The sequence below is a fragment of the Lentzea albidocapillata subsp. violacea genome (genome assembly GCF_900100275.1).
In the GTDB taxonomy this organism is placed as follows: domain Bacteria; phylum Actinomycetota; class Actinomycetes; order Mycobacteriales; family Pseudonocardiaceae; genus Lentzea; species Lentzea violacea.
This window is the reverse complement of record NZ_FNET01000020.1, coordinates 47,901-70,607: the sequence shown is the minus strand read 5'-3', so window position 1 is coordinate 70,607 and position 22,707 is coordinate 47,901. Positions and strand designations below refer to the sequence as shown.

Annotated in this window: 19 protein-coding genes; 8 read left to right on the top strand and 11 right to left on the bottom strand. The window is 69.1% G+C overall.

The window, feature by feature from the left end:
* Positions 1-5: 5 nt before the first annotated feature.
* Together BLR21_RS32645 and BLR21_RS32640 are read left to right on the top strand one after the other, a co-directional pair.
* On the top strand, positions 6-614 hold the full coding sequence (locus tag BLR21_RS32645; RefSeq protein ID WP_090012149.1) for a LysE family translocator: 609 nt from the start codon (positions 6-8) through the stop codon (positions 612-614).
* Between the two features lie 19 nt (positions 615-633).
* Positions 634-1,242, top strand: a complete 609-nt coding sequence (locus BLR21_RS32640; RefSeq protein ID WP_090012147.1) for a LysE family translocator — start codon at positions 634-636, stop codon at positions 1,240-1,242.
* On the opposite strand, the gene BLR21_RS32635 is transcribed toward BLR21_RS32640, so the two are convergent.
* The 4 genes from BLR21_RS32635 to BLR21_RS32620 all read right to left on the bottom strand — a co-directional run bounded on the left by BLR21_RS32635 (position 1,239) and on the right by BLR21_RS32620 (position 8,247).
* On the bottom strand, positions 1,239-3,392 hold the full coding sequence (locus tag BLR21_RS32635; RefSeq protein ID WP_090012145.1) for an ATP-binding protein: 2,154 nt from the start codon (positions 3,390-3,392) through the stop codon (positions 1,239-1,241). The two genes, BLR21_RS32640 and BLR21_RS32635, sit on opposite strands and share 4 nt — an antisense overlap.
* A 64-nt stretch (positions 3,393-3,456) precedes the next feature.
* A complete protein-coding gene (locus BLR21_RS32630; protein ID WP_090012143.1) occupies positions 3,457-5,922 on the bottom strand; it encodes a DUF2156 domain-containing protein in 2,466 nt (821 codons plus the stop codon).
* Positions 5,919-7,217: an alpha/beta hydrolase gene (locus tag BLR21_RS32625; RefSeq protein WP_090012142.1), complete on the bottom strand. Its 1,299-nt coding sequence runs from the start codon at positions 7,215-7,217 to the stop codon at positions 5,919-5,921. The genes BLR21_RS32630 and BLR21_RS32625 overlap by 4 nt, the downstream gene beginning before the upstream one ends.
* Before the next feature lie 91 nt (positions 7,218-7,308).
* Positions 7,309-8,247 (bottom strand): maleylacetate reductase, encoded by a 939-nt coding sequence (locus BLR21_RS32620; RefSeq protein ID WP_090012140.1) that lies wholly within the window; start codon positions 8,245-8,247, stop codon positions 7,309-7,311.
* Between the two features lie 101 nt (positions 8,248-8,348).
* On the opposite strand from BLR21_RS32620, the gene BLR21_RS32615 reads away from it, so the two are divergent.
* The gene (locus BLR21_RS32615; protein ID WP_090012139.1) at positions 8,349-10,199 is read left to right on the top strand and encodes a Xaa-Pro dipeptidyl-peptidase; all 1,851 of its coding nucleotides are present in this window, start codon (positions 8,349-8,351) and stop codon (positions 10,197-10,199) included.
* Positions 10,200-10,339: 140 nt separating this feature from the next.
* A complete protein-coding gene (recQ, locus tag BLR21_RS32610; protein ID WP_090012257.1) occupies positions 10,340-12,322 on the top strand; it encodes a DNA helicase RecQ in 1,983 nt (660 codons plus the stop codon).
* 5 nt (positions 12,323-12,327) lie between these two features.
* On the opposite strand, the gene BLR21_RS32605 is transcribed toward recQ, so the two are convergent.
* The 5 genes from BLR21_RS32605 to BLR21_RS32585 form a co-directional block, all read right to left on the bottom strand.
* Positions 12,328-13,011, bottom strand: coding sequence for an RlpA-like double-psi beta-barrel domain-containing protein (locus tag BLR21_RS32605; RefSeq protein ID WP_090012137.1), 684 nt, complete (start codon positions 13,009-13,011; stop codon positions 12,328-12,330).
* A gap of 52 nt (positions 13,012-13,063) precedes the next feature.
* The gene (locus tag BLR21_RS32600) at positions 13,064-15,079 is read right to left on the bottom strand and encodes an NACHT domain-containing protein (RefSeq protein ID WP_143027983.1); all 2,016 of its coding nucleotides are present in this window, start codon (positions 15,077-15,079) and stop codon (positions 13,064-13,066) included.
* A 147-nt stretch (positions 15,080-15,226) separates the two neighbouring features.
* Complete coding sequence (locus tag BLR21_RS32595; RefSeq protein ID WP_090012134.1) at positions 15,227-15,421, bottom strand: antitoxin; 195 nt, start codon at positions 15,419-15,421, stop codon at positions 15,227-15,229.
* Between the two features lie 54 nt (positions 15,422-15,475).
* Positions 15,476-17,251, bottom strand: a complete 1,776-nt coding sequence (locus tag BLR21_RS32590) for an FtsX-like permease family protein (RefSeq protein ID WP_090012132.1) — start codon at positions 17,249-17,251, stop codon at positions 15,476-15,478.
* Complete coding sequence (locus tag BLR21_RS32585; RefSeq protein ID WP_256335091.1) at positions 17,248-17,931, bottom strand: ABC transporter ATP-binding protein; 684 nt, start codon at positions 17,929-17,931, stop codon at positions 17,248-17,250. Before BLR21_RS32585 ends, BLR21_RS32590 begins: the two co-directional genes overlap by 4 nt.
* A 108-nt stretch (positions 17,932-18,039) precedes the next feature.
* On the opposite strand from BLR21_RS32585, the gene BLR21_RS32580 reads away from it, so the two are divergent.
* The 4 genes from BLR21_RS32580 to BLR21_RS32565 are packed head-to-tail and all read left to right on the top strand — an operon-like array spanning position 18,040 to position 20,875.
* Complete coding sequence (locus BLR21_RS32580; RefSeq protein ID WP_176929904.1) at positions 18,040-19,113, top strand: sensor histidine kinase; 1,074 nt, start codon at positions 18,040-18,042, stop codon at positions 19,111-19,113.
* Positions 19,110-19,736 carry a response regulator gene (locus tag BLR21_RS32575; RefSeq protein ID WP_090012252.1) on the top strand — a complete coding sequence of 209 codons (627 nt, stop codon included), beginning with the start codon at positions 19,110-19,112 and terminating at the stop codon, positions 19,734-19,736. Before BLR21_RS32580 ends, BLR21_RS32575 begins: the two co-directional genes overlap by 4 nt.
* 60 nt (positions 19,737-19,796) lie before the next feature.
* Positions 19,797-20,129 carry a hypothetical protein gene (locus BLR21_RS32570; protein ID WP_090012128.1) on the top strand — a complete coding sequence of 111 codons (333 nt, stop codon included), beginning with the start codon at positions 19,797-19,799 and terminating at the stop codon, positions 20,127-20,129.
* Between the two features lie 50 nt (positions 20,130-20,179).
* A complete protein-coding gene (locus BLR21_RS32565; RefSeq protein ID WP_090012126.1) occupies positions 20,180-20,875 on the top strand; it encodes a peptidylprolyl isomerase in 696 nt (231 codons plus the stop codon).
* 24 nt (positions 20,876-20,899) lie between these two features.
* Here the strand turns inward: BLR21_RS32565 and BLR21_RS32560 are convergent, their stop codons facing one another.
* Both BLR21_RS32560 and BLR21_RS32555 read right to left on the bottom strand, forming a co-directional pair.
* Positions 20,900-21,442 (bottom strand): TetR/AcrR family transcriptional regulator, encoded by a 543-nt coding sequence (locus BLR21_RS32560; RefSeq protein WP_176929903.1) that lies wholly within the window; start codon positions 21,440-21,442, stop codon positions 20,900-20,902.
* Positions 21,443-21,545: 103 nt separating this feature from the next.
* Complete coding sequence (locus tag BLR21_RS32555; RefSeq protein ID WP_090012124.1) at positions 21,546-22,706, bottom strand: acyl-CoA dehydrogenase family protein; 1,161 nt, start codon at positions 22,704-22,706, stop codon at positions 21,546-21,548.
* Position 22,707: the final 1 nt, after the last annotated feature.

Sequence of the window (22,707 nt, the reverse complement as noted above, 5' to 3'; positions counted from 1 at the left end):
GCGTCATGTCGACCACCGCCCTCCTGAGCTTCACGTTCGTCGCGCTGCTGACGGTCATCACGCCGGGCCTCGAGACGCTGCTGGTGCTGCGCACGGCCCTGCTGGTCGGCCGCCGCACGGCCATGGGCGTCGTGGTGGGCAGCACGCTGGGCTGCCTGGTGTGGGCGGTCGCGGGACTGGTCGGCCTGACCGCCCTGTTGCAGGCGTCCGAACTGGCCTACGACATCGTGCGCTGGCTCGGCGCGGGGTACTTGATCTACCTGGGCGTCAGGGCGTTGTGGCAGTCCAGGCGTCCCGTCGAGATCGACGAACCCGCGCCCGTGCCGTCGGTGCGCGCGGCCGTCCGGGTCGGACTGCTGACGAACCTGCTCAACCCGAAGCCGGGCGTCTTCTATATCTCGCTGCTGCCCCAGTTCCTGCCGGTCGGCCAGCCCGCGTGGGGCGCGGTGCTCGTGGCCATCCACCTCGGCATCGGGCTGGTGTGGTTCCCGATCCTGATCACGGCGGCCGGCCGGGCACGTGCTTTCCTGCTGCGGCAACGGCTTCTGCTGGACCGGTTGTCCGCTTCAGCGCTGATCGCGTTCGGCTTGAAGACGGCGGCGGACGCGCGCTGACGTGTGATGTGATGTCCGCATGTCGGCCGCCGCACTCCTGAGTTTCTCGCTCATCGCACTGCTCACCGTCCTGACGCCCGGTCTGGACACGGTGATGGTGTTGCGCACGGCGTTGCTGAGCGGCAAACGCGCGGCGATGGGCGTGGTCCTCGGCATCACGCTCGGCTGCCTGGTGTGGGCGGTGGCGAGCCTCGCGGGCCTCACCGCGCTGCTGCGGGCGTCCGAACTGGCCTACGACATCGTCCGCTGGCTCGGCGCCGCCTACCTGATCTACCTGGGCGCCAAGGCTTTGTGGAACTCCCGGAAGGCCGTGTCCCTCGAGGACTCCCGTCCGGTGCCGGGCGCGGGGGCGTCGTTGCGCGCCGGACTGCTGACGAACCTGCTCAACCCCAAGGTCGGCGTCTTCTACCTGTCACTGCTGCCGCAGTTCATGCCCGCCGGTGAGCCCGCGTGGGGCGCCGCGCTCGTCGCCATCCACCTCGGACTCGGCCTGGTGTGGCTGCCCATCCTCGTCGCGGTGGCCGGTCGAGCTCGTGCTTTCCTGTTGCGCCAGCGGGTTCTGCTGGACCGGCTGACGGCGTCCGTGTTCGTCGCGCTGGGACTGAAGCTGGCGTTCGAGGCGCGCTAACGCTCCCCGGTGACCGAGCGGTGCCAGGCCGCGAGCGCGACCCTGCTCGGCAGTCCGAGCTTCACCCGGATGTTGACCACGTGCCGGTCCGCGGTGCGCGGCGAGATGAACAGCCGTGCCCCGATCTGCTTCGACGTGAACCCGTCCGCGACCAGCCCGGCGATGGTGAACTCCTGCCGGGTCAGGCCGCCGGGCAGCAACGGCTTCGCCGGTCGGCGTTCGGAGTCCGGCACCGGTTCGAGCGCGAACGCCATCGCCTGCTCCGGTCGCAGGTCGGCGCCGAGCGTCGAGATCACCTGGTAGTCGTCGCCGAGGGAGCGGCGGACGGTCCGGCCGGCGCGGTCCAGCAGCCGGTGGAACGGGCTCATGCCACCGAACGAGATCCGCGAGATCCGTTCCTGCGACCGCAGCGCGCCGAGCAGCCGTGCCGCGCGGTCGAAGGCCCCGAGTTCGGCGCACGCGCAGGCGAGCAGCCACAGACTGAACGGCGCACCCCACCTGTCGCCGAGCGTCAGCTGGATCCGCAACGCCTCGATCACCAGCGGATGCACCTGTGCCGGGTCGCCGTGCACCAGTTCGTAGAGGCCGCGATGCCACAGTCCCCAGGCGTGCGACCAGTTCACGCCGTTGCTCTCGGCCTGCCTGGCGAGCGCCGTCGTGGCCTTGTCCGCGGCTTCGGCGTCCAGCAGGAAGCACGACGCCATCGCGTGCATCAGTTCGGAGACGTAGGTGTCGCCCGGCGACGCGTACTGACGACACAGCTCCACGACGTGCGCGTACAACGGCACACAGTCCGGTGAGCCCTCCACGAAGAAAAGATGCGTGGCCTCGGCCAGAACCAGGTGCACGTCGGTGACCGGCAGCCGCGGCAACGCACGTGCCTCGCTCATCAACGGGAACGCCACCGCCGAATCGCCACGCACCTGCGCCATGTACGCGCTGTGCGCCAGCAACGACGTCCGCAGCGGTGCCTCGGTGATCACCTCACGGGCGGCGCCGAGCATGTCCCACGCCTGCCCGAGCATTCCCGCGAACGAGGTGAAACGCGCCCGCTGCACGTTCATCGTCACGACCGCGCCGGCCGCGGCCAGGCCGGGTGTCCGGAGCGCGTGCCCGACGGCCGCGCGGATGTTCGGCCATTCCTCCCACAACCGGCCCATCCACAACGTTTCACCCGGCGAGAACCACGAGCGGGCGGCCTCGTCGACGAACTCGCTGTAGTGCACGGCGTGGCGGCGTAACGGCTCGTCCGAATCCCTCAGCAGACGGGCACCGAACTGCGACACGGTGTTCGGTAATCGGTAGCGGGTCTCACCGGTGACGGGACTCGTCGTCGTCGCCACGATCGACCGGAGAACCAACGCGGACAACGGTTTCAGCACGTCCGCGTCCGCCACCGCCTCGGCCGCGGCGAGGTCGAAGTCCGCCCGGAACACCGACAGCTGTGCCCACAACCGCCGTTCCTCGTCCGTGCACTGCTGCGCCGCCCACTCGAGCACCTGCTCCAGAGAGGCGGGCTGCCGCGACACCACGTCGGCCGGTAGCGCCGCCAGGAGTTCGATCGCGAGCGGCAGCCTTTCGACCGCCTGGCACAGCGTCGTGACGTCGGGTGAGCAGGGCGGCACCTCCGCCCGGTCCAGGAACAGCTCCACCGCTTCGTCCACGCTCAGCGGCGGAACCCGCAGCAGATGCTCCCCGTAGACGCCGAGCGGCTCCCGCGAGGTGGCGAGGATCGTCAGCCCCTCGCAGTCGCGCAACAGGTGGTGCGCCAGATGCCGGACCGCCTCCAGCAGGTGCTCACAGCCGTCCAGCACGAGCAGCAAGTGCTTGTCGTGCAACGACTCCACGAGCCGGTTGAGCCCGGCCTCGGGTGAGTTGTCGACGATCCGGAGCTCGGCCGCGACGGTGCGGGACAGCGCCGCCGGGTCCTGGAGGTCGGAGAGCCGTACCCGCCACACCCCGTGCTGGAACGTCCCCGCCCCAGCCAGCGCGCGCCCCGTCTCCGCGGCGATCCGCGTCTTGCCGGCACCGCCCGCACCCACCAGCGTGACCAGCCGGGATCGGCGCAGAAGTGCCTCGGCTTCGGCGAGCACCGCCCGGCGGCCGATGAACGTCGTGGTCTGGGCAGGCAGATCGCCCCGCACGGTCATCGGCGCATCTTCGCCTAGTGGTGCGGGAGTGTGATGACGAGCATCACCTCTCCACCCTTTCGGACTAGTGAGTTCGACCAGGCGTGGCCACGCGCTCACGCGTCCGAATGATCATCTTGGTCGCGAGCCGCAGTCCCTGCCGCGCGTTGAGGTGCGGGAGGTACGCGCGGCTCACCGCGTTCGCGATGCGCGGCAGTGCCGCCGAGTCCGGATACGCCATGAACATCGGCTGATAGGTCGGCTGGAACTTCGCCTTGAACGCGAACAGCGAGCGGAACCCGTACACCGGCTCCAGCACCTGCCCGGTGAAGTCCAGGACGCGCTGCAACGCCCGCGGCCGCTCACCGCGGTCCAGCCGTGCGAGCGGTGCCCCGGACAGGCTGAGGAACCGCGCTCCCTCGGCCTGGAGCTGTTGTGCCGCCGAGGCGATCAGGAACTCCATCGAGCCGCGGAAGCCGTGCGAGCGGCGGCGCATGAAGTCGAGCGTCCACCCGACGACCTCGCCGTCGGCGTACACCGGCAGCCAGCTCGTGATGCCGTGCACGGTCCGGTCGCCGTCCACCGCCAGCAGGCAGCGGACCCCGTCACCGGTCAGCTCTTCCAGCCCTCCCAGCGTGAAACCCATCTCGGGCAGGCCCTTGTCCGCCACCCACTCCGCCGAGATCGAGCGGATCTGGTCCGTGATTGCGTACGGCGCATCGGCGTACGTGCACCACTCGGCGGTGATCCCGGCCTTGGCGGCCTTGTTCAACGCCGTGCGCACGTCCTGCCACTTCTTGCCGGTGAAGCTCAGCTCGTCGAGCTCGATCACCGTGTCCTCGGCGACCTGCACCGCCGACCAGCCGAGTTCCTCCACCGCGGCCCGCGTCTCGGCGCCCACGCTGTAGAGGCACGGCGTCCAGCCGTTGCGCGCGCAGAACTCCGCGAACCCGCGCACGGCGTCCAGCCGCGCCGGGCCGATCGGATCGCCGACCGTCAGCGCGATGGTCGCCACCACGCGGTACGCGATGGCCGTCTCACCATCAGGCGTGAACCAGTACTGGTTGCCGCGCCACGTCGTCATGTACGACAACGACGAACCGCCGTGGCGCCGCATCAGTTCGCGGGCATGCGCTGCCTCCTTCTCGCACGACGACGGCCACGTCCGCCACGACGCCATCAGCAGCCCGGCCAGCACGATCAGCCAGAACACCACGCCGGTGTACTCGAACAGCAGCGTGCCGGCCAACCCCTCGGCGGAGAACCGCAGCGGCACCAGGTCGAGGTAGCCCGGCGGCAGGAACCGCGTCGGCAGGTCCGCGAGCAGCGCACCGAAGCCCGGCTCCGGCGTGAACTGGTCGCGGACCAGGTACCCGCCGAAGACGTACAGCGCCGACAGCGACGCGACGCTGATCGCCGTGAACCGCCAGAACCTCACGACGGCATGCCGAGGTAGACGCACGTCGAAATACTTGCGCGTCAACAACAACACCACGGTGATCGCGAGCGGTGCCAGCATCGGCACACCGAACGAGACCGCCAGTTCCAGCACGCTCGCGTCCGGGAACTGCGCGACGTACACGACGTACGAACCGATGAACGCCGCGAACGCCACGTTGAACACGAGCGCCGCCCGCCACGCGAACCGCCGCCCGCGCCGCAGCCCTTCCGCCAGCACGAGCAGCAGCAACGCCGGCAGCAACGACATCACGAGCGCGGGGAACCGGCCGTACGACAGCTGGACCACCATCGTCCGGCACAGCTCGACCGCGTCCGAACCGCAGATCGCGTCGACGTCGTCCTGCGACGGCTGCGCGACCGCGACGACGTCCGCGAACCACCACAGCGGTCCGTTCGGGTACGGCGACATCATCGACACCACCGGCCCGAGCGCCGACGCCGCGAGCAGCAACGCCACCAGCACCCGCGTCTCCTGCAGCGAACGCGCCTTGTGCACCGGCCCGCTCTTCGGACTGTTGCTTTCGGAGAGGGCAGCTCCCACCACCAGCCCGGCCACGCCACCGGACAGTCGGAGGAGGTCTTCGAGCCAACCTGAGTACAGCGTAAGGACCAGCACCGACAAGATCATCATGAGTCGGACGCGACGCCTCCACAGCGGTGGCATCCGGAACGTCAGGGCGAGCGTCAGCCCGACCCCGCCGATCGACGGCCCGGCCGCCGACTCGCCGACGAGCGACTCGAGCCAGCCCCAGTGCAGGTCGCCGCCGACCAGCACCAGGCAGAGCCCCAGGAACGAGCCGAGCACGTGCGTGGTCAGGAAGATCGCCGCGGTGCGCAGCGCACCGAACTCGCGCTCCGCCAGCGGTCCGGTGACGGCCAGCAGCACGGTGGTCGCGACGTAGCCCAGCAGGTCTATCGACCACAGCGCCGAGGTGAGCACCGTCCACCACGGACTCCCGGTGCCGAACCCGGTCTGCGTGAGCAGCTCGTCGCTCGCGCCGCCGATCGCCCCGCTCAACGCCCCGGCCGTCCAGAAGACGATCAGGAACGCGCACGTCAGAGGCGCGGTGCGGAACAGCCTGGCGATCATCTGACCAGCCCTGTTCGCTGCGCGAGCCACGGCAGCGACCCGAAGAGGCCCTCGCGGGCCATGTTCCAGTCGTGGTTGTTCGGCAGTTCTTTCCACTGCACGTCCATTCCGGCCTTCCGGCACGCCTCGAACACCTCGGCGTCCGCCTTGCGGTACGTGACGTCGTCGCGTCCGGCGACGACCATGCCCGCCGTGTGCGGGAATCGCTGGCGCGCGAGGACGTCCATCGGGTTGACCCGCACGAACGCGGCCTCGTCGCCGTCGAACGCCGCCTTGACCGTCTCCTGCCGCGTGCCCAGCGACGGTTCGGGCTGGGGAGCAAGGGCGACGAAGTTGCCGTACACGTCCGGCGCGCGCACGGCCAGCTGCACCGAGCACGTGGCGCCTTGGGAGAAGCCCGCGACGGTCCACGACTCCCGGCGCTCGTCGACCGTCAGCCGGTGCTTGATCCACGCGGGCACATCGCGTGCCAGATAGGTCTCCGACTGACCCAGCTTCGAGTCGAGGCACAGCGGGTTCGCGGTCGGCGTGCCGAGCTGGTCGACCACCACGACGACCGGTGCGAGCCCGTCGTGCTGACGCGCGTACGCGTCGAGGTTGTCGAGGATCCGGCCACCGTCGAACCAGTCGCGTGGACTGCCCGGCTGGCCCGCCATCAGCACGATGACGGGCAGTCGCGGGCGTGGGGTCGTGTGGTAGGCGGGCGGCAGGTAGATCCACGCCGGCCGCGCCTTGAACGCGCCGGGGATCTCCGCCTCGGTGACGACGCCCTTGTCCGGCAGGTTCGCCGGCCGCTTCCAGACGTCGGCGAGCTGCTGGCCCGGGGGTACCTCGACGATGCCCGTGGGCGGGGGAGCGGCGTCGTTCAGGTCGACCCTGTCGTTCCTGAAGACGTCCAGCGCCGCGCGAGTGGTGGGGTACTGCCCGAAATGTGCGTTCGTCGCGACCACCGCGCTCGCCGTCACGCCCAGCGCCAGCAGGACGCCGAAGACCCGGCCGAACCATCGACCGGAGCGCAGCCTGATGGCCGCCAGGGTCAGAGCGATGAGGACCGCGCCGAGCCACACCGCCAGAACGACCGGCATCGGCTCCGGCCACGGTTTCCACACGTGGTCGACGACGAGCACCAGCCCGGTCACGACGAGCGCGCACGCCAGCACGACGATCGGCAGCACGCGGATCCACCACGTCCGGTTCTTCCGGATTGCCAGGTAGGTGAGCGCGAGCACGGCTGCGGCCGTGGCGAGCTTGGGGATCGGTCCGTTTATCAGGGACAGGTCCAACGGGCTGAGCATGTCCTCGATGCTTCAGGAAGTCTTCAGGAAGCACATCGGAGATTCGTCTCGGTCCAGAGCTGTGAACATCAGCCTGGAGAATGACAACCGCTCAGCCGGTCGACGCGTCGCGCCAGGCGTTCGTCAGCACCCTCAGGGCGTCCGGATGCTCGGCGATCTCCGCGGCACCGGACAAATCGGACTCCGCCATCCCCAGTTCCCGCAACGACGTCGCCGCGCCGAACCGGGTGGCCGTGTCGTGGACGCGGGTGGCCAGATCGGACGGTGCCGTGTGGGGAAGCAGCGCCGTGTGGGTGGCGGCGTGCGGCAGTCCGAACGTACCGCCCAGAACGTGCGCGAGCTTGTGGTGCAGTCCCATGGGGACGGACGCGAGGCACGTGCCCGCGAGCCATGCCGACGACAACAGTTCCGTCCGCGCCTCCACAGTGGACGGATTTCCGCTCAAAGCGTGCAAAACGCCCTCGATCGCTCTGGTCGCGACAGCGTCGATCAGAGGGTTCTCGTTGCCTCGGGCGGCGACGGCGTGCGCGAGAGAGTTGAGTGCGCTCGTCACCGTGACGTCGAGCGGCAGGTCCAGCGTGAGGTCGACGTCGTAGATCACCGTGTTCGGCTGGATCGCCGGATCGCGTCGTGTCTTCTTCAGCCCCGAGGCCGTCTCGCCGAGCACTTGTGTGACCTCGGAGCCCGCGTAGGTCGTGGGGATGACGATCTGCGGTACGCCCGCACGCACCGAGAGCGCCTTCGACAGCCCTGTGCTCGATCCGCCGCCGACCGACACGATGCAGTCCGCGCCGTGTTCACGCAACGACGCGAGCGCGCGCTCCGTGACCTCGACCGGCGTGTGCATGGCCGCACCGGTGAACCGGGTGACCAGCAGCGGGCCGAGTTCGGTGGCCACCCTGTCGCCACCGTGCCGCGCGATCAGCAGCACCCGCTGCGCGCCCAGCCGCTCGGCCTCGGCGCGCACGGAGGAGACGGTGCCGCGGCCGAAGACGACGCGGGCGCGGCCGGGTTCGAAGGTGAAGCTCACGAGAAACGAATATTCGTGAGGGAAGTGCCGGGCGCAACAGCAGAGGGTCAAGCCTTTCGGCTCTGACGGGGCGACTTCGTCACTCCTTAGCGTGAATCTTCATGAAGCGTGTTCGTGTTGTAGTGGCGTTAGCAGGGGCCCTGACCCTGACGCCGATCCCTGCCACAGCGGCGACACCAGCGTTCACCCTGTCCGGCGGCGTGACCGCGCCGATCCACTCGATGGCCGACGCGGTCCGCGAGACGGTCTACGTCGACTCCGGGCTCGACCTCGACGGCAACGGCACCCGCGATCGGGTGGCGGCCGACATCATCAGGCCGTCCACGACCGGGCGTGTGCCCGTGATCATGGACGCCAGCCCCTACTACCAGAGCGCCGGGCGCGGCAACGAGAGCGAGGTCAAGACCTACGACTCCGCCGGGGTGCCGGTCAAGTTCCCGCTCTTCTACGACAACTACTTCGTGCCACGAGGCTACGCCGTCGTGCTGGTCGACTTCCTCGGCACGAACCGGTCGCGCGGCTGCGTCGACGTCGGCGGCCGGTCGGAGATCGCCTCCGGCACGGCCGTGATCGACTGGCTGAACGGCCGGCGCACCGGCTACTCGACCCTGACCGGCGCCACCACGAAGACCGCGTCCTGGTCGACCGGCGCCGTCGGCATGATCGGCAAGTCGTGGGACGGCTCGATCGCGAACGGCGTCGCGTCGACCGGCATCGACGGGCTGAAGACCATCGTGCCGATCGCGGCCATCAGCTCCTGGTACGACTGGTTCCGCTCGGACGGCGTCGCGTACCCCGGCTACAGCTCGCCGACCGGCCTGGGCTCGCAGTTCGAGAACTCCAACGCGCGCTCACGGTGTGGTGCGGTGCGCAGGCAGATGACGAACGGTTCTCCCGCCAACGGCGACTACACGGCGATGTGGCAGACGCGCGACTTCGTGCGCAACGCGTCGAACGTGAAGGCGTCGATCTTCGCGATCCACGGGCTGAACGACCTCAACGTGAAGACGTTGCAGTACGGCCAGTTCTGGGACGCGGTGCCCGCGTCGGTGCCGAAGAAGCTGTGGTTCTCGCAGACGGCGCACGTCGACCCGTTCGACTTCCGGCGTAGCGAGTGGGTCCCGACGCTGCACCGGTGGTTCGACCGGTGGTTGCTGAACGTGCAGAACGGCATCGAGAACGAGCCGCAGGTGTCGGCGGAACGCGCGCCCAACCAGTGGGCGGACGACCAGACGTGGCCTCCTGCGGGCACCGTCAGCACCGTGCTGCGTCCCTCTTCTTCGGGACTCGGCACGACGCCTGGCACGGGCACGTCGGCGTTCACCGACAACGGCAGCGGTACGCCGGCGAACTGGCTTTCCGGCTCGAACACCGGGAGGACGATCTACTCGACGGCGCCGCTGACCTCCGACCTGCGCGTCGCGGGCACGTCCTCGATCACGCTGGGGGTGTCGTCCTCGACGCCGACCGCGCACCTCACGGCGTACCTCGTCGACTACGGGCCGGCGACGGTGCGGACCGGCGAGGGCATCCGGACCCTCACCACGGAGTCGTGCTGGGGAGAGAGCCGCACGGGCGATGACGCCTGTTATCGCAACACGGAAGCGACGACGGGCAACGTCGACGCGCAGATCATCGCGCGTGGCTGGGCGGATCTCGCGAACTACCAGTCTCTCTCGACTCCGCGCACGATCACGCCGGGAACCAAGTACCGCATGACGTTCCGACTGTCCACAACGGACCATCTGGTCAAGGCGGGACATCGTCTGGGCCTGGTCATCGGCGGCACCGACTCGACCGCGATCGTGCGGCCGAGCCAGTTGCCGAGACTGACCGTCGACCTGGCGGACACGTCGGTGCGGATCCCGCTGAAGGGCTCGGTGCCGGCCGCCTCGTCCGCTCCGCTGGTCGCGGGCAGCGTTTCCGCTGGTACGAAGGGCGCGTTGGGCTAGGCCGCGTCCTGCGGGTCCGTTCGATGAGAGTCACGGTCGAGAGACCCTCCGGGGCCCTCGGCCGCGACTGTCGCGGACGAGACTTGCAGGACGGGGCCTAGCGGCACGGAGTGTCGGTGCTGCTCGCTAGCATCGGCGGCATGGGTTCAACCGACCACGGCGACGCGCTGCAGGTCCTGCAGCGCGTCTTCGGGTACCCCGAGTTCCGCGGCGACCAGGCCGCCATCGTCGAGCACGTGATCGCGGGTGGCGACGCGCTCGTGCTCATGCCGACCGGTGGTGGCAAGTCCCTCTGCTACCAGGTGCCGGCGCTGGTCCGGCCGGGCGTGGGCGTGGTGATCTCGCCGCTCATCGCGCTGATGCAGGACCAGGTGGACGCGCTGCGTGCTCTCGGCGTGCGCGCGGGCTTCCTGAACTCGTCGCTGTCCTGGGACGAACGCCGGATGGTCGAGGCCGAGTTCGTCAACGGCGAGCTCGACCTGCTCTACCTGGCGCCGGAGCGGCTGACGTCCGAGGCGACGCTGCGCCTGCTGGAGCAGGGTGAGATCGCGCTGTTCGCGATCGACGAGGCGCACTGCGTCTCCCAGTGGGGTCACGACTTCCGGCCCGACTACCTCTCGCTCACGCACCTGCACGAGCGCTGGCCGAAGGTGCCGCGGATCGCGCTCACCGCCACCGCCACGGAGGCGACGCGCAAGGAGATCCTCACGCGCCTGGAGCTGAACGAGGGGCGGCAGTTCGTCTCCAGCTTCGACCGGCCGAACATCCAGTACCGCATCGTCGGCAAGAAGGAGCCGAAGAAGCAGCTGCTGGACCTGCTGCGCGGCGAGCACCAGGGCGACGCGGGCATCGTCTACTGCCTGTCCCGCGCGTCGGTGGAGAAGACGGCGGAGTTCCTGGTGGCCAATGGGATTCCCGCGCTGCCGTACCACGCGGGGCTCGACTCGTCGGTCCGCCAGCGCAACCAGGCCCGGTTCCTGCGGGAGGACGGCCTGGTCATGGTCGCCACCATCGCGTTCGGCATGGGCATCGACAAACCGGACGTCCGCTTCGTCGCCCACCTCGACCTGCCGAAGTCGGTCGAGGGTTACTACCAGGAGACGGGCCGGGCCGGTCGCGACGGCCTCCCGTCCACCGCGTGGCTCGCCTACGGCCTGCAGGACGTGGTGCAGCAGCGCAAGATGATCGAGTCGTCGGAAGGCGATCTGGCGTTCCGCCGCCGCTCGCAGGCGCACCTCGACGCGATGCTCGCCCTCTGCGAGACGGTCACGTGCCGCCGCACCAGGCTCCTCGAGTACTTCAACGAACCCGGTGGTGCCCCCTGCGGCAACTGCGACACCTGCCTGACGCCACCCGAGTCGTGGGACGGCACGGTCGCCGCGCAGAAGGTCCTGTCCACGGTCTACCGGCTGCGCAAGGAGCGCAACCAGAAGTTCGGCGCCGGTCAGGCCATCGACATCCTGCTGGGGCGCAAGACCGCCAAGATCATCCAGTTCGACCACGACCAGCTCAGCACCTTCGGCATCGGTGAGGACCTGAGCGAGGGCGAGTGGCGCGGCGTGGTCCGCCAGCTCCTCGCGCAGGGCCTGCTGGCCGTCGAGGGCGAGTACTCGACGCTCGTTCTCACCGAGGCGAGCTCCGAGGTCCTCGGCCGCAAGCGCGAAGTCAAGATGCGCAAGGACCCGACGCCTGCCCGCTCGACGACGCGCACGGCGTCCTCCTCGTCCGGCGCGGCCAAGGTGAAGATCGACCTCCCGGCCGACGCGGGCCCGCTCTTCGAGGCGCTGCGCGAGTGGCGGGCCGGTCAGGCCCGCGAACAGGGCGTCCCGGCGTACGTGATCTTCCACGACGCCACGCTGAAGTCCATCGCGGCGTCGCGCCCCGGCTCGCTCACCGCCCTGGGCGCGGTGAGCGGTGTCGGCCAGGCGAAGCTCACGAAGTACGGCGAGCAGATCCTGGAGGTGGTGGCGGCCGGCGGTCCCGCACCGGAGGCGGCCGCACCTGCCGCGGCACCCAAGCCCAAGCCGAAGGCCACGAGCCCCGGTGGTGCCGCGTGGGGCTCGGGCGACGCCGTGGACGAGTGGCCGGAGCCGGACGAGCCGGACGAGCCGATGGACTGGTGACGGGGTCAGGTCACCTTCTCGATCTGCACCCGCTTGATCACGTTCTTCCCGGACTCCCCGACGAGTTCGAAAGCAGCACTGTTCAGCACGACGCAGGCCGGCCCGACGCCGACGACGCGGATGGTCGTCTGCTTTCCGTTGTCCAGATTGGTCACCCGCACCGCGGTGCCGACCGGGAGCTGTGACGAGAACGCCCCAGGCGCCCCGCCGACGGCCGACAACCCGACGGTCGCGCCGTCGCAGACGACCTGCCCGACTGTTCCGGAAGCCCGCACTCGCGCCGTGGAGGTGCGGGTGGTGGGTGCCGGCGCCGGTGCGTTTCCGACGATCTCCACCCGCATGCGCCGGAGAACGCTTTCCGCTTCGCCGGTCCCGAGTGAATCGAATGCCGCGGTGTTCAGCACCGCGCATCCGGTCGACGGTCCGGTGACCGAGACGGTGATCGCCCGCCCGTTGGCGGGATTCGTGATTCGCAACAGCGTGCCGACCGGGAACTTGTCCGACAGGACTGTTGCGGGCCCCTTAACGTTCGTCGTCTTCACCTGCTGCCCGGTGCACACCTCTTTGCCCGCCACCGCGGGCTGCGACGAGGAGGCACCGGATCCGGCGAGAGCGAAGGCCGTTCCCCCGATGGCCGCGACTACCGAGAAGACCCCGGCACCCACGATCCAGCCCTTCGACCAGCGCATGCGCAACACCCGACCTTTCTGTCAGGCCGTACGGCCCGCAGATCGGGAAGGTTCAACGGCGCGTGGCTCGAACCAGCGCCGTCGGGTCGCACGACGCCAGGTGGTCGCGCAGCGCGACGTGTGCGAAGCGGTACTCGCCGTCGACGCGGGTGAGCAGCAGCCTGTCCTGTGCGAGGTGCAGCAAAGCCTTGCGGCGGAACGACAACTCGCCCAGCGACAGGGGCCGTGTGACGGCCTCGGCGGCGACTTCGGCGAGCGCGTCGAACGGCCAGACGTAGTCGCGGGCGGCGGTCGGGGTCACCAGCAGACCGAGGGCTACTCCCAGTGCTGTTCCCCAGGATCCCAGCGCGCCGATCCCGCCCAGCAGACCGACCGTGCCGAGTACCGGGACGACCGGCTGAACCCACCACGGGCGCCCTTGCCGCATACGTTGTTGTTGTACCGGGCGCACCGTGCGCCACACACGCCCCACGGCGGCAGCAAAAATTCCGCCCGCCACGCCGGCCGAGAACCCGACCCCCATGCCCGCCAGCACCGCGTAGGGACCGGTCCAGATCATCGAGACGCCCGGCGCGGCAGCGATCAGCAACGCCCACGGCACGGGTGCGTCGCCCGGTATGAAACCCAACGCCAAGAAGAATGACGCCACCACCACAAACACGTACGCCACCAAATACGGCCACGGCGTCCCGATTGCGCCCAGCCACAGGCCGGCCAGACCGACCAGCAATCCCGCGAGCACTCCTGCGAGGAATCCCAGCGCGGCAGTCACAATGCCGTGCGCGCGTCCAGGCGGGTGGAAGACGCGAGGCAGTTTGTTCACCAGCACGAGCAAGGCGGAAGCGGCGACCACGAACACCAATGCGGGCCACAATCCGAGGCGCAGCCCCGTCATGAACGACACGGCACACACACCACCGGCATATGCCGCAGGCACCGCGCGCACGAACAGCAACCACAAGGGGCGTGTCGGCAGCAGCGGAAGCCACGCACGGCGATGAGGCATGTGCACGGGTGCACCGAGGTCCGGCCGCCCCAACCGCGCGAGGAACTTCAACGCACGGATGGTGGGTCCTGCGCCGCGTTGGCCGGACAGCCTTTCCACGACGAAGGACCCCACGAAGTCGGTGCCGATCGTGTCGACCTGCTTGTCCAGGTGCGTCAGCGCCAGCAGGTTCAACGCCAGTGGCGAGTCGAGCCGCTCCCAGATCTCCGGGGTCAGGGCTGCTTCCAGGCTGTCGAGCCGAGGGCTGACCGAAGCGATGTACTCGAGCACCTGACCACGGGTCAACGGCTCCACGAACACCGACGGCAGGTTGTCGATCGGACCTGTCGAGCTCACGACCGAGGCGAACGGCGCGAGTTCGGACTCGCAGTGCGCGCGGTCCACGCGTGGCACCTCGTCCAGTCCGTCGATGAGCACGGCCACCCGCTCGCGGCGCAGCCAGATCGTGCCGGCCGAGCGGCTGATGCCGTACCGGCGGTTCATCTCGCGCAACAGCCATGCGGTGAACTCGGTCGGCTTGCGCGTGCCGTACGCCCGCCACGTCGCCAGGTCCACGACGACCGGGATGGGCGCCTCCGGGTCGTTGCGTGCCCGGTCGACCAGCACCAGGCACAGCTCGCGCAGCAACGTCGACCGGCCGCTGCCCACCGGCCCGACCAGGACCATCGTGTGGCCGAGGCGGTCGTAGACGGCCTCCAGGTCCTGGGAGGAGACTTCTTCGCCGTCGACCCGCACCGAGATCGCGGGCTGCTTCAGGACACCGAGCTTGATCTGCGTCTGCCCGGCCAGGGAGGCGGCGAGCAGCGCTTTCACCCGCGACTCGACCCGTGCGAGGGCGGCGGTGCGGTTGCTGGTCTCGTGGCCGCGGCCGCGCTCCCAGAGAGCGAGGCCGACCGCGACGAGGACCATCACGCCGACGGCGGGCCACAACCACCGGCCGAACTCGCCGATGAACCCCGGCACGGCCCCGCCGGTGCTCACGCTGATGGCCGCCGGCAGTAGCAAAACGACGGTGACCAGGCACAACGCGGCCAGCGCAGTCAGCCGTGCCGCTCTTGTCACCCCGCTCGGATCCACCTTCACCTCCGCGATCCCGGCGAACGACGGTAACCGGGCCGCCGGGATCGCGGAAGTGAATCCGATCAGGCTTAACTCACACGCGAACCAATCGCCCGCGCCGCCTCAGGAGCCCACTCTCGGTAGGTCCTGTCACTGTTGTTGCTGGCCGCCGAAGTTGCGAAGGCCTTCCTTGAGCTTCTCCTCGCCCTTGTCGATGTGCTCGCTGTGCTTGCCGCCGGTCTTGTCGTCGGCGAACTGCCCCGCGCGCTCGACACCGTCGTCGACCTTGTCACCGTGCTGGCCCGCGAGGTCCTTGGCCTTGTTCTTCAACTCGTCGAATCCCATGACTGCATTACCTCCCTATGCAGTTCGGGTACCCGGTCCCGGATCCGGTACACGTCACTGGATCGAGTGAAGTGCCGCGACCGGGCTCACCCGCGCCGCGCGGCGGGCCGGCAGCAGGCCCGCACCCGCGGTGAGGGCGGCCAGGGCGAGCACCACCACGCCGACGGACACAACGGGCACCTGCAGGGGCCACTCGATGCCGAGCGAGATGATCGCGAGCCACGCGTAGGGAATGCCGATGACGAGGCCGATCACCGCGCCGACGACCCCGTACAGGCCGGCCTCGGCCGTGACCATGCGGCCGAGCTCCTTGCGGGTCAGGCCGATCGCGCGCAGCAGACCGGACTCACGGGTCCGTTCGAGCACCGACAACGCCGTGGTCGAGCCTACCCCGACCACGGCGATCAACACCGTGAGGAACAGCAGCCCTACCGCGATCGCCACCAAAGAGGCGAACCAGTTCTCCTGGGCAAGACGATGCGCGGCAAGCGACTCGACCTCCAGCCCCGCGGGCACGCGTTCCCTGGCGCCGTTGGCGAGCACGCCGGCCGGTGCACCCTCCACATCGGACGAATGCAGCAACGCGCTGCCGAGCGGGACTCCGCCGAACAACGTCGCCGCCACGGTCATCCGCACGCCGTTCACCTCGGCACGTGACCCGGCGGTCAAGCCGAGCCGGCTCGCGGTCGAGGTCGACAGGATGATCTTGCGTGGTCCCATGTCCCGGAGAGCGCCGGAGTCGGCGCGGAAGTCCGTGAGGTCGCGGAGCTTGGTCATGTCGAGGTCGGTGGCGCGCATCGTGAGCGTGCCGTTGATGGTGATCTCGGTGCGGCGGTAGGGGAGCACGTCCGTGAGCCCGGCGGCTCTCAGCGTTCCGGCGTCGACCGGACCGACGATCTCCAGATCAGCCGGATAAGCGCTCGCCATCTCGGCCTTACCGAGCCCCTGCAACGTGTTCGCGCCCGTCAGCGTCGCGATGATGAGACTGACCCCCAGCGCCACCACCGCCGTGACCGAGGCGGCCCGGCGAGGCGCGCCACCGACACCGCTCACCGCGAGCGATGCGATGGTGCTGCGCCGCAACGGAAGGCCGATCAGTCTCAGCACCGGTGAGATCAACGCAGGCCCCAGCGTGATCAACGCGCCGAACGCCAACGCACCGCTGATGGTGGTGCGCAGCAGCAGGTCCTCAGTCATCCCGCTCGGCCGTTGTGCGGTGGCAAGCCCGTCGATCGCGACGTGGACCAGCAGCGCGACCGCACCTACCGCCATCAGGATTCCGAGCACCCAGCGAGGCCGGCCGATCCGGCTTTTCGTGTCCTGCACGGCCGAGGTGCGCAGTGCCTCCAGCGGCGAGACCTTGGCCGCGGACCACGCGGGGGCCAGCACGGCAAGCGTCGTCAGCACGAACGACCCGGACACCACGACCAACGCGGGCGCGAGCGGGAAGCCCGGCGCCACCAGGCCCGCCAGCGGCACGAGCTGACCGGCGCCCGCCGCCAGCGCGCCGCCGGCGACCGAAGCCAGTAACCCGGTCAGCGCTCCCTCCGTGATCAGGCCACGCGCCAGCCGAGCCCGTGAGGCACCGACCGCCCGCAACAGCGCGAGTTCCCGCATCCGTTGGGCGAACACGATCCGGAACGTCGAGGTGGAGACCAGGGCGGCCACGATCATCGCGACCGTGACGAACGCGCCGAGCAGTGCGAACACCTCGACCAGGCGGGCCGCCCTGACCGCCAGGGAACGTTCGGTGACGTCCTTGGCGAGCACGGTCGAGTACGCGAAGAACGCCGCGATCGTGATCGACAGGACGGGCAGGAACCTCCTCATGCGGCGACCGCCTGAACGACCCGTCCGTCGACCATGTGCACCACGGCGTCGGCATAAGAGGCGGCCCTGTCGTCGTGTGTGACCATCACGATGGTCTGACCGAACTCGCGCACGGCCTGACGCAGCAGTTTCAGCACGTCCGCGGACGACCGCGAGTCCAGGTTGCCGGTCGGTTCGTCGGCGAAGACGACCTCGGGCCGGGTGACGAGCGCCCGCGCCAGCGCCACGCGTTGCTGCTGTCCGCCGGACATCTCCGAGGGCCGGTGCGACAGCCGCGACGACAGCCCCAGCGCCTCCACGAGCTGCGCGAACCAGGCCTTGTCGACGTGCCGCCCAGCCAGGGCCAACGGCAGCAGGACGTTCTGCCGGGCGGTGAGCGCGGGCAGCAGGTTGAACGCCTGGAACACGAACCCGATGCGATCCCGGCGCACCTTGGTCAGTGCGTTGTCCGGCAGCCGGGTCAGGTCCTTGCCGCCGAGCAGGGCCGCGCCGGACGTGGCCGTGTCGAGGCCCGCCAGGCAGTGCATGAGTGTCGACTTGCCGGAGCCGGACGGCCCCATGATCGCGCTGAAGGCGGCGGGCCGGAACCCGACGGTCACCCCGTCGAGTGCTCGAACCGCGGTGGCACCGGAGCCGTACACCTTCACGAGGTCGACCGCGGCGGAAGCGAAGTTGTTCACATGGTCAGCAAAGTCCGGAGTGGAGGCGAAAACCTCGGTCCCGAGCAGGGTTCGCCTCTGTCTTTCGGCCGATCTGCGGACCGGGCACAAGTGCATAAGGTCATGGCCATGCTCTGGAGGTTCGGCGGGATCGCCGCACTGCTCGCCGCGGCGTTCGTCGACTTCTACTACGGCCTGTTCAGGTCGCCGGGCCTGCACCCGTGGACCGGCTGGGCCGCGCTCGGCTGCATCGTGCTGGCCGCGTCGGCCTGGCTGCGCCCCCATCGAGCCCTGGCCGCCGTCGCCGCCACCGCGAGCCTCACGTTCACCCTGGTCAACCCGCTCGACAAGGAGTTCGGTGTCGCCGAGACGCTGGCGCTCACCGGCGTCCTGGCCGTCACCACCCATCGGGCGAGGTCGCGCCGGGACGTGCCGCTGATCGGCTGGATCGTGATCGCGCTGGTCACCCAGCCGCTGCGGTACCCGCTCGGCCCCACCGAGCTGACCCTGGCGATGGCCCTGACGGTCGTCGCCACGGGCGTGGTCGCGTCCGTCGGCTACCTGCGGCTGCTGGGCAACGCCAGGGAGAAGCAAGTCGCGGCGGTCAAAGCCGAGCAGAAGGCCGAGTTCGCGCGCGATCTGCACGACTTCGTGGGCCACCACATCACCGGCATGGTCGTGCTCGCCCAGGGCGCGGGCCGGATCGTCGAACGCAACCCGGCGCAGGCCAAACAGGCCCTCGACCGCATCGAGGAGGCCGGCGGTGAGGCCATGGCCGCCATGCGCCGCATGATCGGCATGCTCCGCGACGACGCCCCCGTGGCACCGGTCGCGGGCATCGCCGACATCGAGCCGTTGGTCGCGGCCGAACCGCGAGCCACCCTGGAAATCCACGGCGACACCACGGCGCTGCCGCTCGAAGTGGCCGGCTCGGTCCACCGCGTCGTCATGGAGTCGTTGACCAACATCAGAAAACACGCCCAGGAGGCGACCACGGTGGACGTCCAGATCCAGACCACACCGGACTGGGTGACGGTCAAGGTCTCCAACGACGGCAAGCCCGCGAGGCAGGGCAACGGTTTCGGGCTCGTCGGACTCACCGAACGCGTGCAGGCGCTCGGTGGCAGGATCAAGGCGGGGCCGGGCATCGACGGCGGATGGGTCGTCGACGCCGCGCTCCCGACGGGAAGGGCGACCGCGTGATCAGGGTTCTCGTCGCGGACGACCAGGCGATGGTGCGCACAGGGTTCGGCATGATTCTAGGGGCCGAGTCCGACATCGAGGTCGTGGCGGAAGCGCGGGACGGCGTCGAGGCCGTTGCCGAGGCAAGGCGCACCAAGCCGGACGTCGCGTTGATGGACATCCGCATGCCGCGCATGGACGGACTCGAAGCGCTCAAACAGATCGCGAACGACGTCAACGTGGTGGTGTGCACGACGTTCGACCACGACGAGTACGTACACACAGCGCTGAAGAACGGCGCGTGCGGGTTCCTGTTGAAGGACGCCGGTCCGAACCTGCTGATCGAGGCGGTGCGTGCGGCCGTCACGGGCGATGCGCTCATCAGTCCGTCGATCACGGTCAGGCTGTTGCAGCACATGAACTCGCCTGCGCAGCAACAACCTCACACCCTCTCCGCGCGTGAACTGGACGTGGTGAAGCTCGCCGCGATCGGCCGCACGAACGCCGAGATCGCACAGGAACTGTTCATCTCGATCGGCACGGTGAAGACGCACCTGGCGAGCGTTCAGACCAAACTGGACGCCCGCAACCGTGTCGAGATCGCCGCCTGGGCGTGGGAATCCCGGCTGGTCGGCCAAAAGTAGGACCCACAACCGGTCTGCGGACAGAAGCCGCGCTCCGCGTCCATCACCAGAATTCGAGTCATGAAGAAACTTCTCCTGCTGATCCCCGTGCTGGCGCTCACCGCGTGCGGCCCGAAGAGCTACACCTACGAGGCGTTCTACGACATCGAGGGCACCGGCAAGGCCGAGTTGACACTCACCGTTCCCGGTGGCGCGTCCCAGTCCGAGACCGTGGATCTGCCGGTGAAGAACCGGGCCATGCTCGCCAACGCGCTGGGCAGGATCACGCTGACGGTCAAGCCGCAGACCGGCCAGGCGACGTGCAAACTCCGCGTGGAGAAGGAGAAGGAGATCACGAACGCCGGCGCGGAAGCGAAGTGCGAGTACGAGATCACCGAGTCCACGGACAACTGAGTGATCCGTTAAACCTTGCCCGTTCACCCCGGCTCCACTAGGAAACGCGCATGAGGCGAATCGCAGCTGGACTGGCAGTGGCGGCGCTGGCCGTTGGTTTCATCACGACGGGCACCGCGTCCGCCGAGGTTCAGACGGCCCGGCCCGACTGCGGCTACACCGCGACCCCGGAGGAACCGGCCGCGCGTCCGGTGTCGATCCCGCACGACCCGTGGTTCACCAGGGGCAGGGTCCTGGTCAAGGTGAAGACGAACCAGGGCGACATCCCGCTGGTGCTCGACCGCTCCAAGGCCGCGTGCACCGCGCACAGCTTCATCCACCTGGCGCACCGCGGGTTCTACAACCAGACCGAGTGCCACCGGCTCACCGCGTACCCGACGCTGAAGGTGCTGCAGTGCGGCGACCCGTCCAACACGGGTGAGGGCGGCCCCGGTTACAAGTACAAGGACGAGCTACCGACCGACCTGCGGCCCGCCCCGAACGACCCGACCGGGCAGCGCCGCATCTACCCGCGCGGCACGCTCGCCATGGCGAACGCCGGCCCGGACACGAACGGCTCGCAGTTCTTCCTCGTGCAGTCGGACTCGATCCTGCGCCCCAACTACACCGTGTTCGGCCAGATCCTGCCCGAGGGCCTGAAGACCCTGGACAAGATCGCGGCCGGCGGCATCGCGGGGGAGAACCCGCTCGACGGCCGCCCGAACGTCAAGTCCGAGCTGAAGTGGGTGCTCCCGCTCGGGATCTAGCGCCTGGGATCTAATGCCTGGGATCTAGTGAGAAGCCCAGCCCTTCAACGCGCCGTAGAACGCGTCCGAGAGCCGCCGGACCACCTGTTCGTCAGGTAGTCCGGCGGTTTTCGTCAGGTCGAGGATCTCCCGAGGGTCGAACAACGCGTGGTGCAGGAACCGCGCCACGTTCAGCAGGGCGTCCGGGAGCGCCAGGTCGATCAGCACGCCGCGCAACGCCTGGTCCCACGCGCTGCACGTCAAGGCCGCCACCTCCTCGGCGTTGTGCATCCGTTCCAGAATCCCGCGCTGCGACGAGAACCGCACTATCACCGGGCCGTGCACGTTCTGCAGCTTCACCCACCGTGCGGCTTGATGCTCGAACAGTTCTTTGCCGGTCTTGCGAGACCGTTCGCCGTGTTCGACCAACGACGCTATGACGTCTTCGTGATAGGCCACCACGAGCGCTTCCACGGATGGAAAGTGCCGGTACGCCGTCGCTTGCGAAAGCGCGGCCTTGCGCGCGATCGACTGCATCGTCGCCGTTGCTGGTTCAGCCCGCAGGACGTGCGTCGCGGCGTCCAGCAATCGCTTGCGGTTGCGACGCGCGTCACTGCGGCTGTTTGTCTCCTCCGGCAGAACGTCCTCCCACCCGCGATCCCCGTTGCGGAGTGCAGGATAGGGCGAACGATCAACGGAAAGCGGCGATTCCGGTCAACGCGTGGCCGATGGATAGCAGGTGGATGTCGGAAGTGCCCTCATAAGTCAGGACGGATTCCAGGTTGTTGGCGTGACGCAAGGGCGAGTACTCGAGCGAGATGCCGTTCGCGCCGAGGATGGTCCGGCTTTCCCGTGCGATCGCGATGGCCGACTCGACGTTGTTGTACTTGCCGACGCTGATCTGCTCGGGCTTGAGCGTGCCGGCCTCCTTGAGCCGGGCGAGGTGCAACGCCAGCAGCATCGAGTTGCTGACCTGCACCGTCATGCTCGCGAGCTTGCGCTGGGTGAGCTGGAACGAGGCGATCGGCTGGTCGAACTGGATGCGCGTACCGGCGTAGCCGAGCGCCGCCTGCAACGAATCCCGTGCGGCACCGACAGCGCCGAACACGATCCCGAACCGCGCCTCGTTCAGACACGTCAGCGGTGCGCGCAGGGAAGTCGCGAGCGGCAGCCGAGCGCTTTCCGGCAGCCGCACGTCCTCCAGGACCAACTCGGAGGTGACGGATGCTCGCATCGACAGCTTCTGCTTGATGTCCCGTGTGGAGAATCCGGGCGTGCCACGGGGAACGAGGAATCCTCGAATTCCCTCCTCGGTCCGCGCCCACACCGTCGCCACGTCCGCGAGTCCACCGTTGGTGATCCACATCTTGGTGCCGTTCAGCACCCAGTCCGCGCCGTCGCGCGCGGCGCGCGTGCGCATGCCGGACGGGTTCGAGCCGAAGTCCGGCTCGGTCAGCCCGAAGCACCCGATCGCCTCACCGGCGGCCAGCCGTGGCAGCCACTCCTGCTTCTGCTCCTCCGACCCGTACTTCCAGATCGAGTACATCGACAGTGAGCCCTGCACGGACACGAAGCTGCGGATGCCGCTGTCGACCGCCTCCAGTTCCAGACATGCGAGCCCGTACGCGAGCGCGGACGTCCCCGCGCACCCGTACCCCTCCAGATGCATGCCCAGCACCCCGAGCTTGCCCAGCTCCTGAGCCAGTTCGCGCGGCAGGATGCCCGCCTCGAACCACGAGGCGATGTGCGGCCGGACGTGGTCGGACAGGTAGGCCGCGACGGTGGCCTGGATGTCGCGCTCCTCGTCGCCCAGCAACGACGGGATGTCCAGCAACTCCAACGGGTCCTGCACG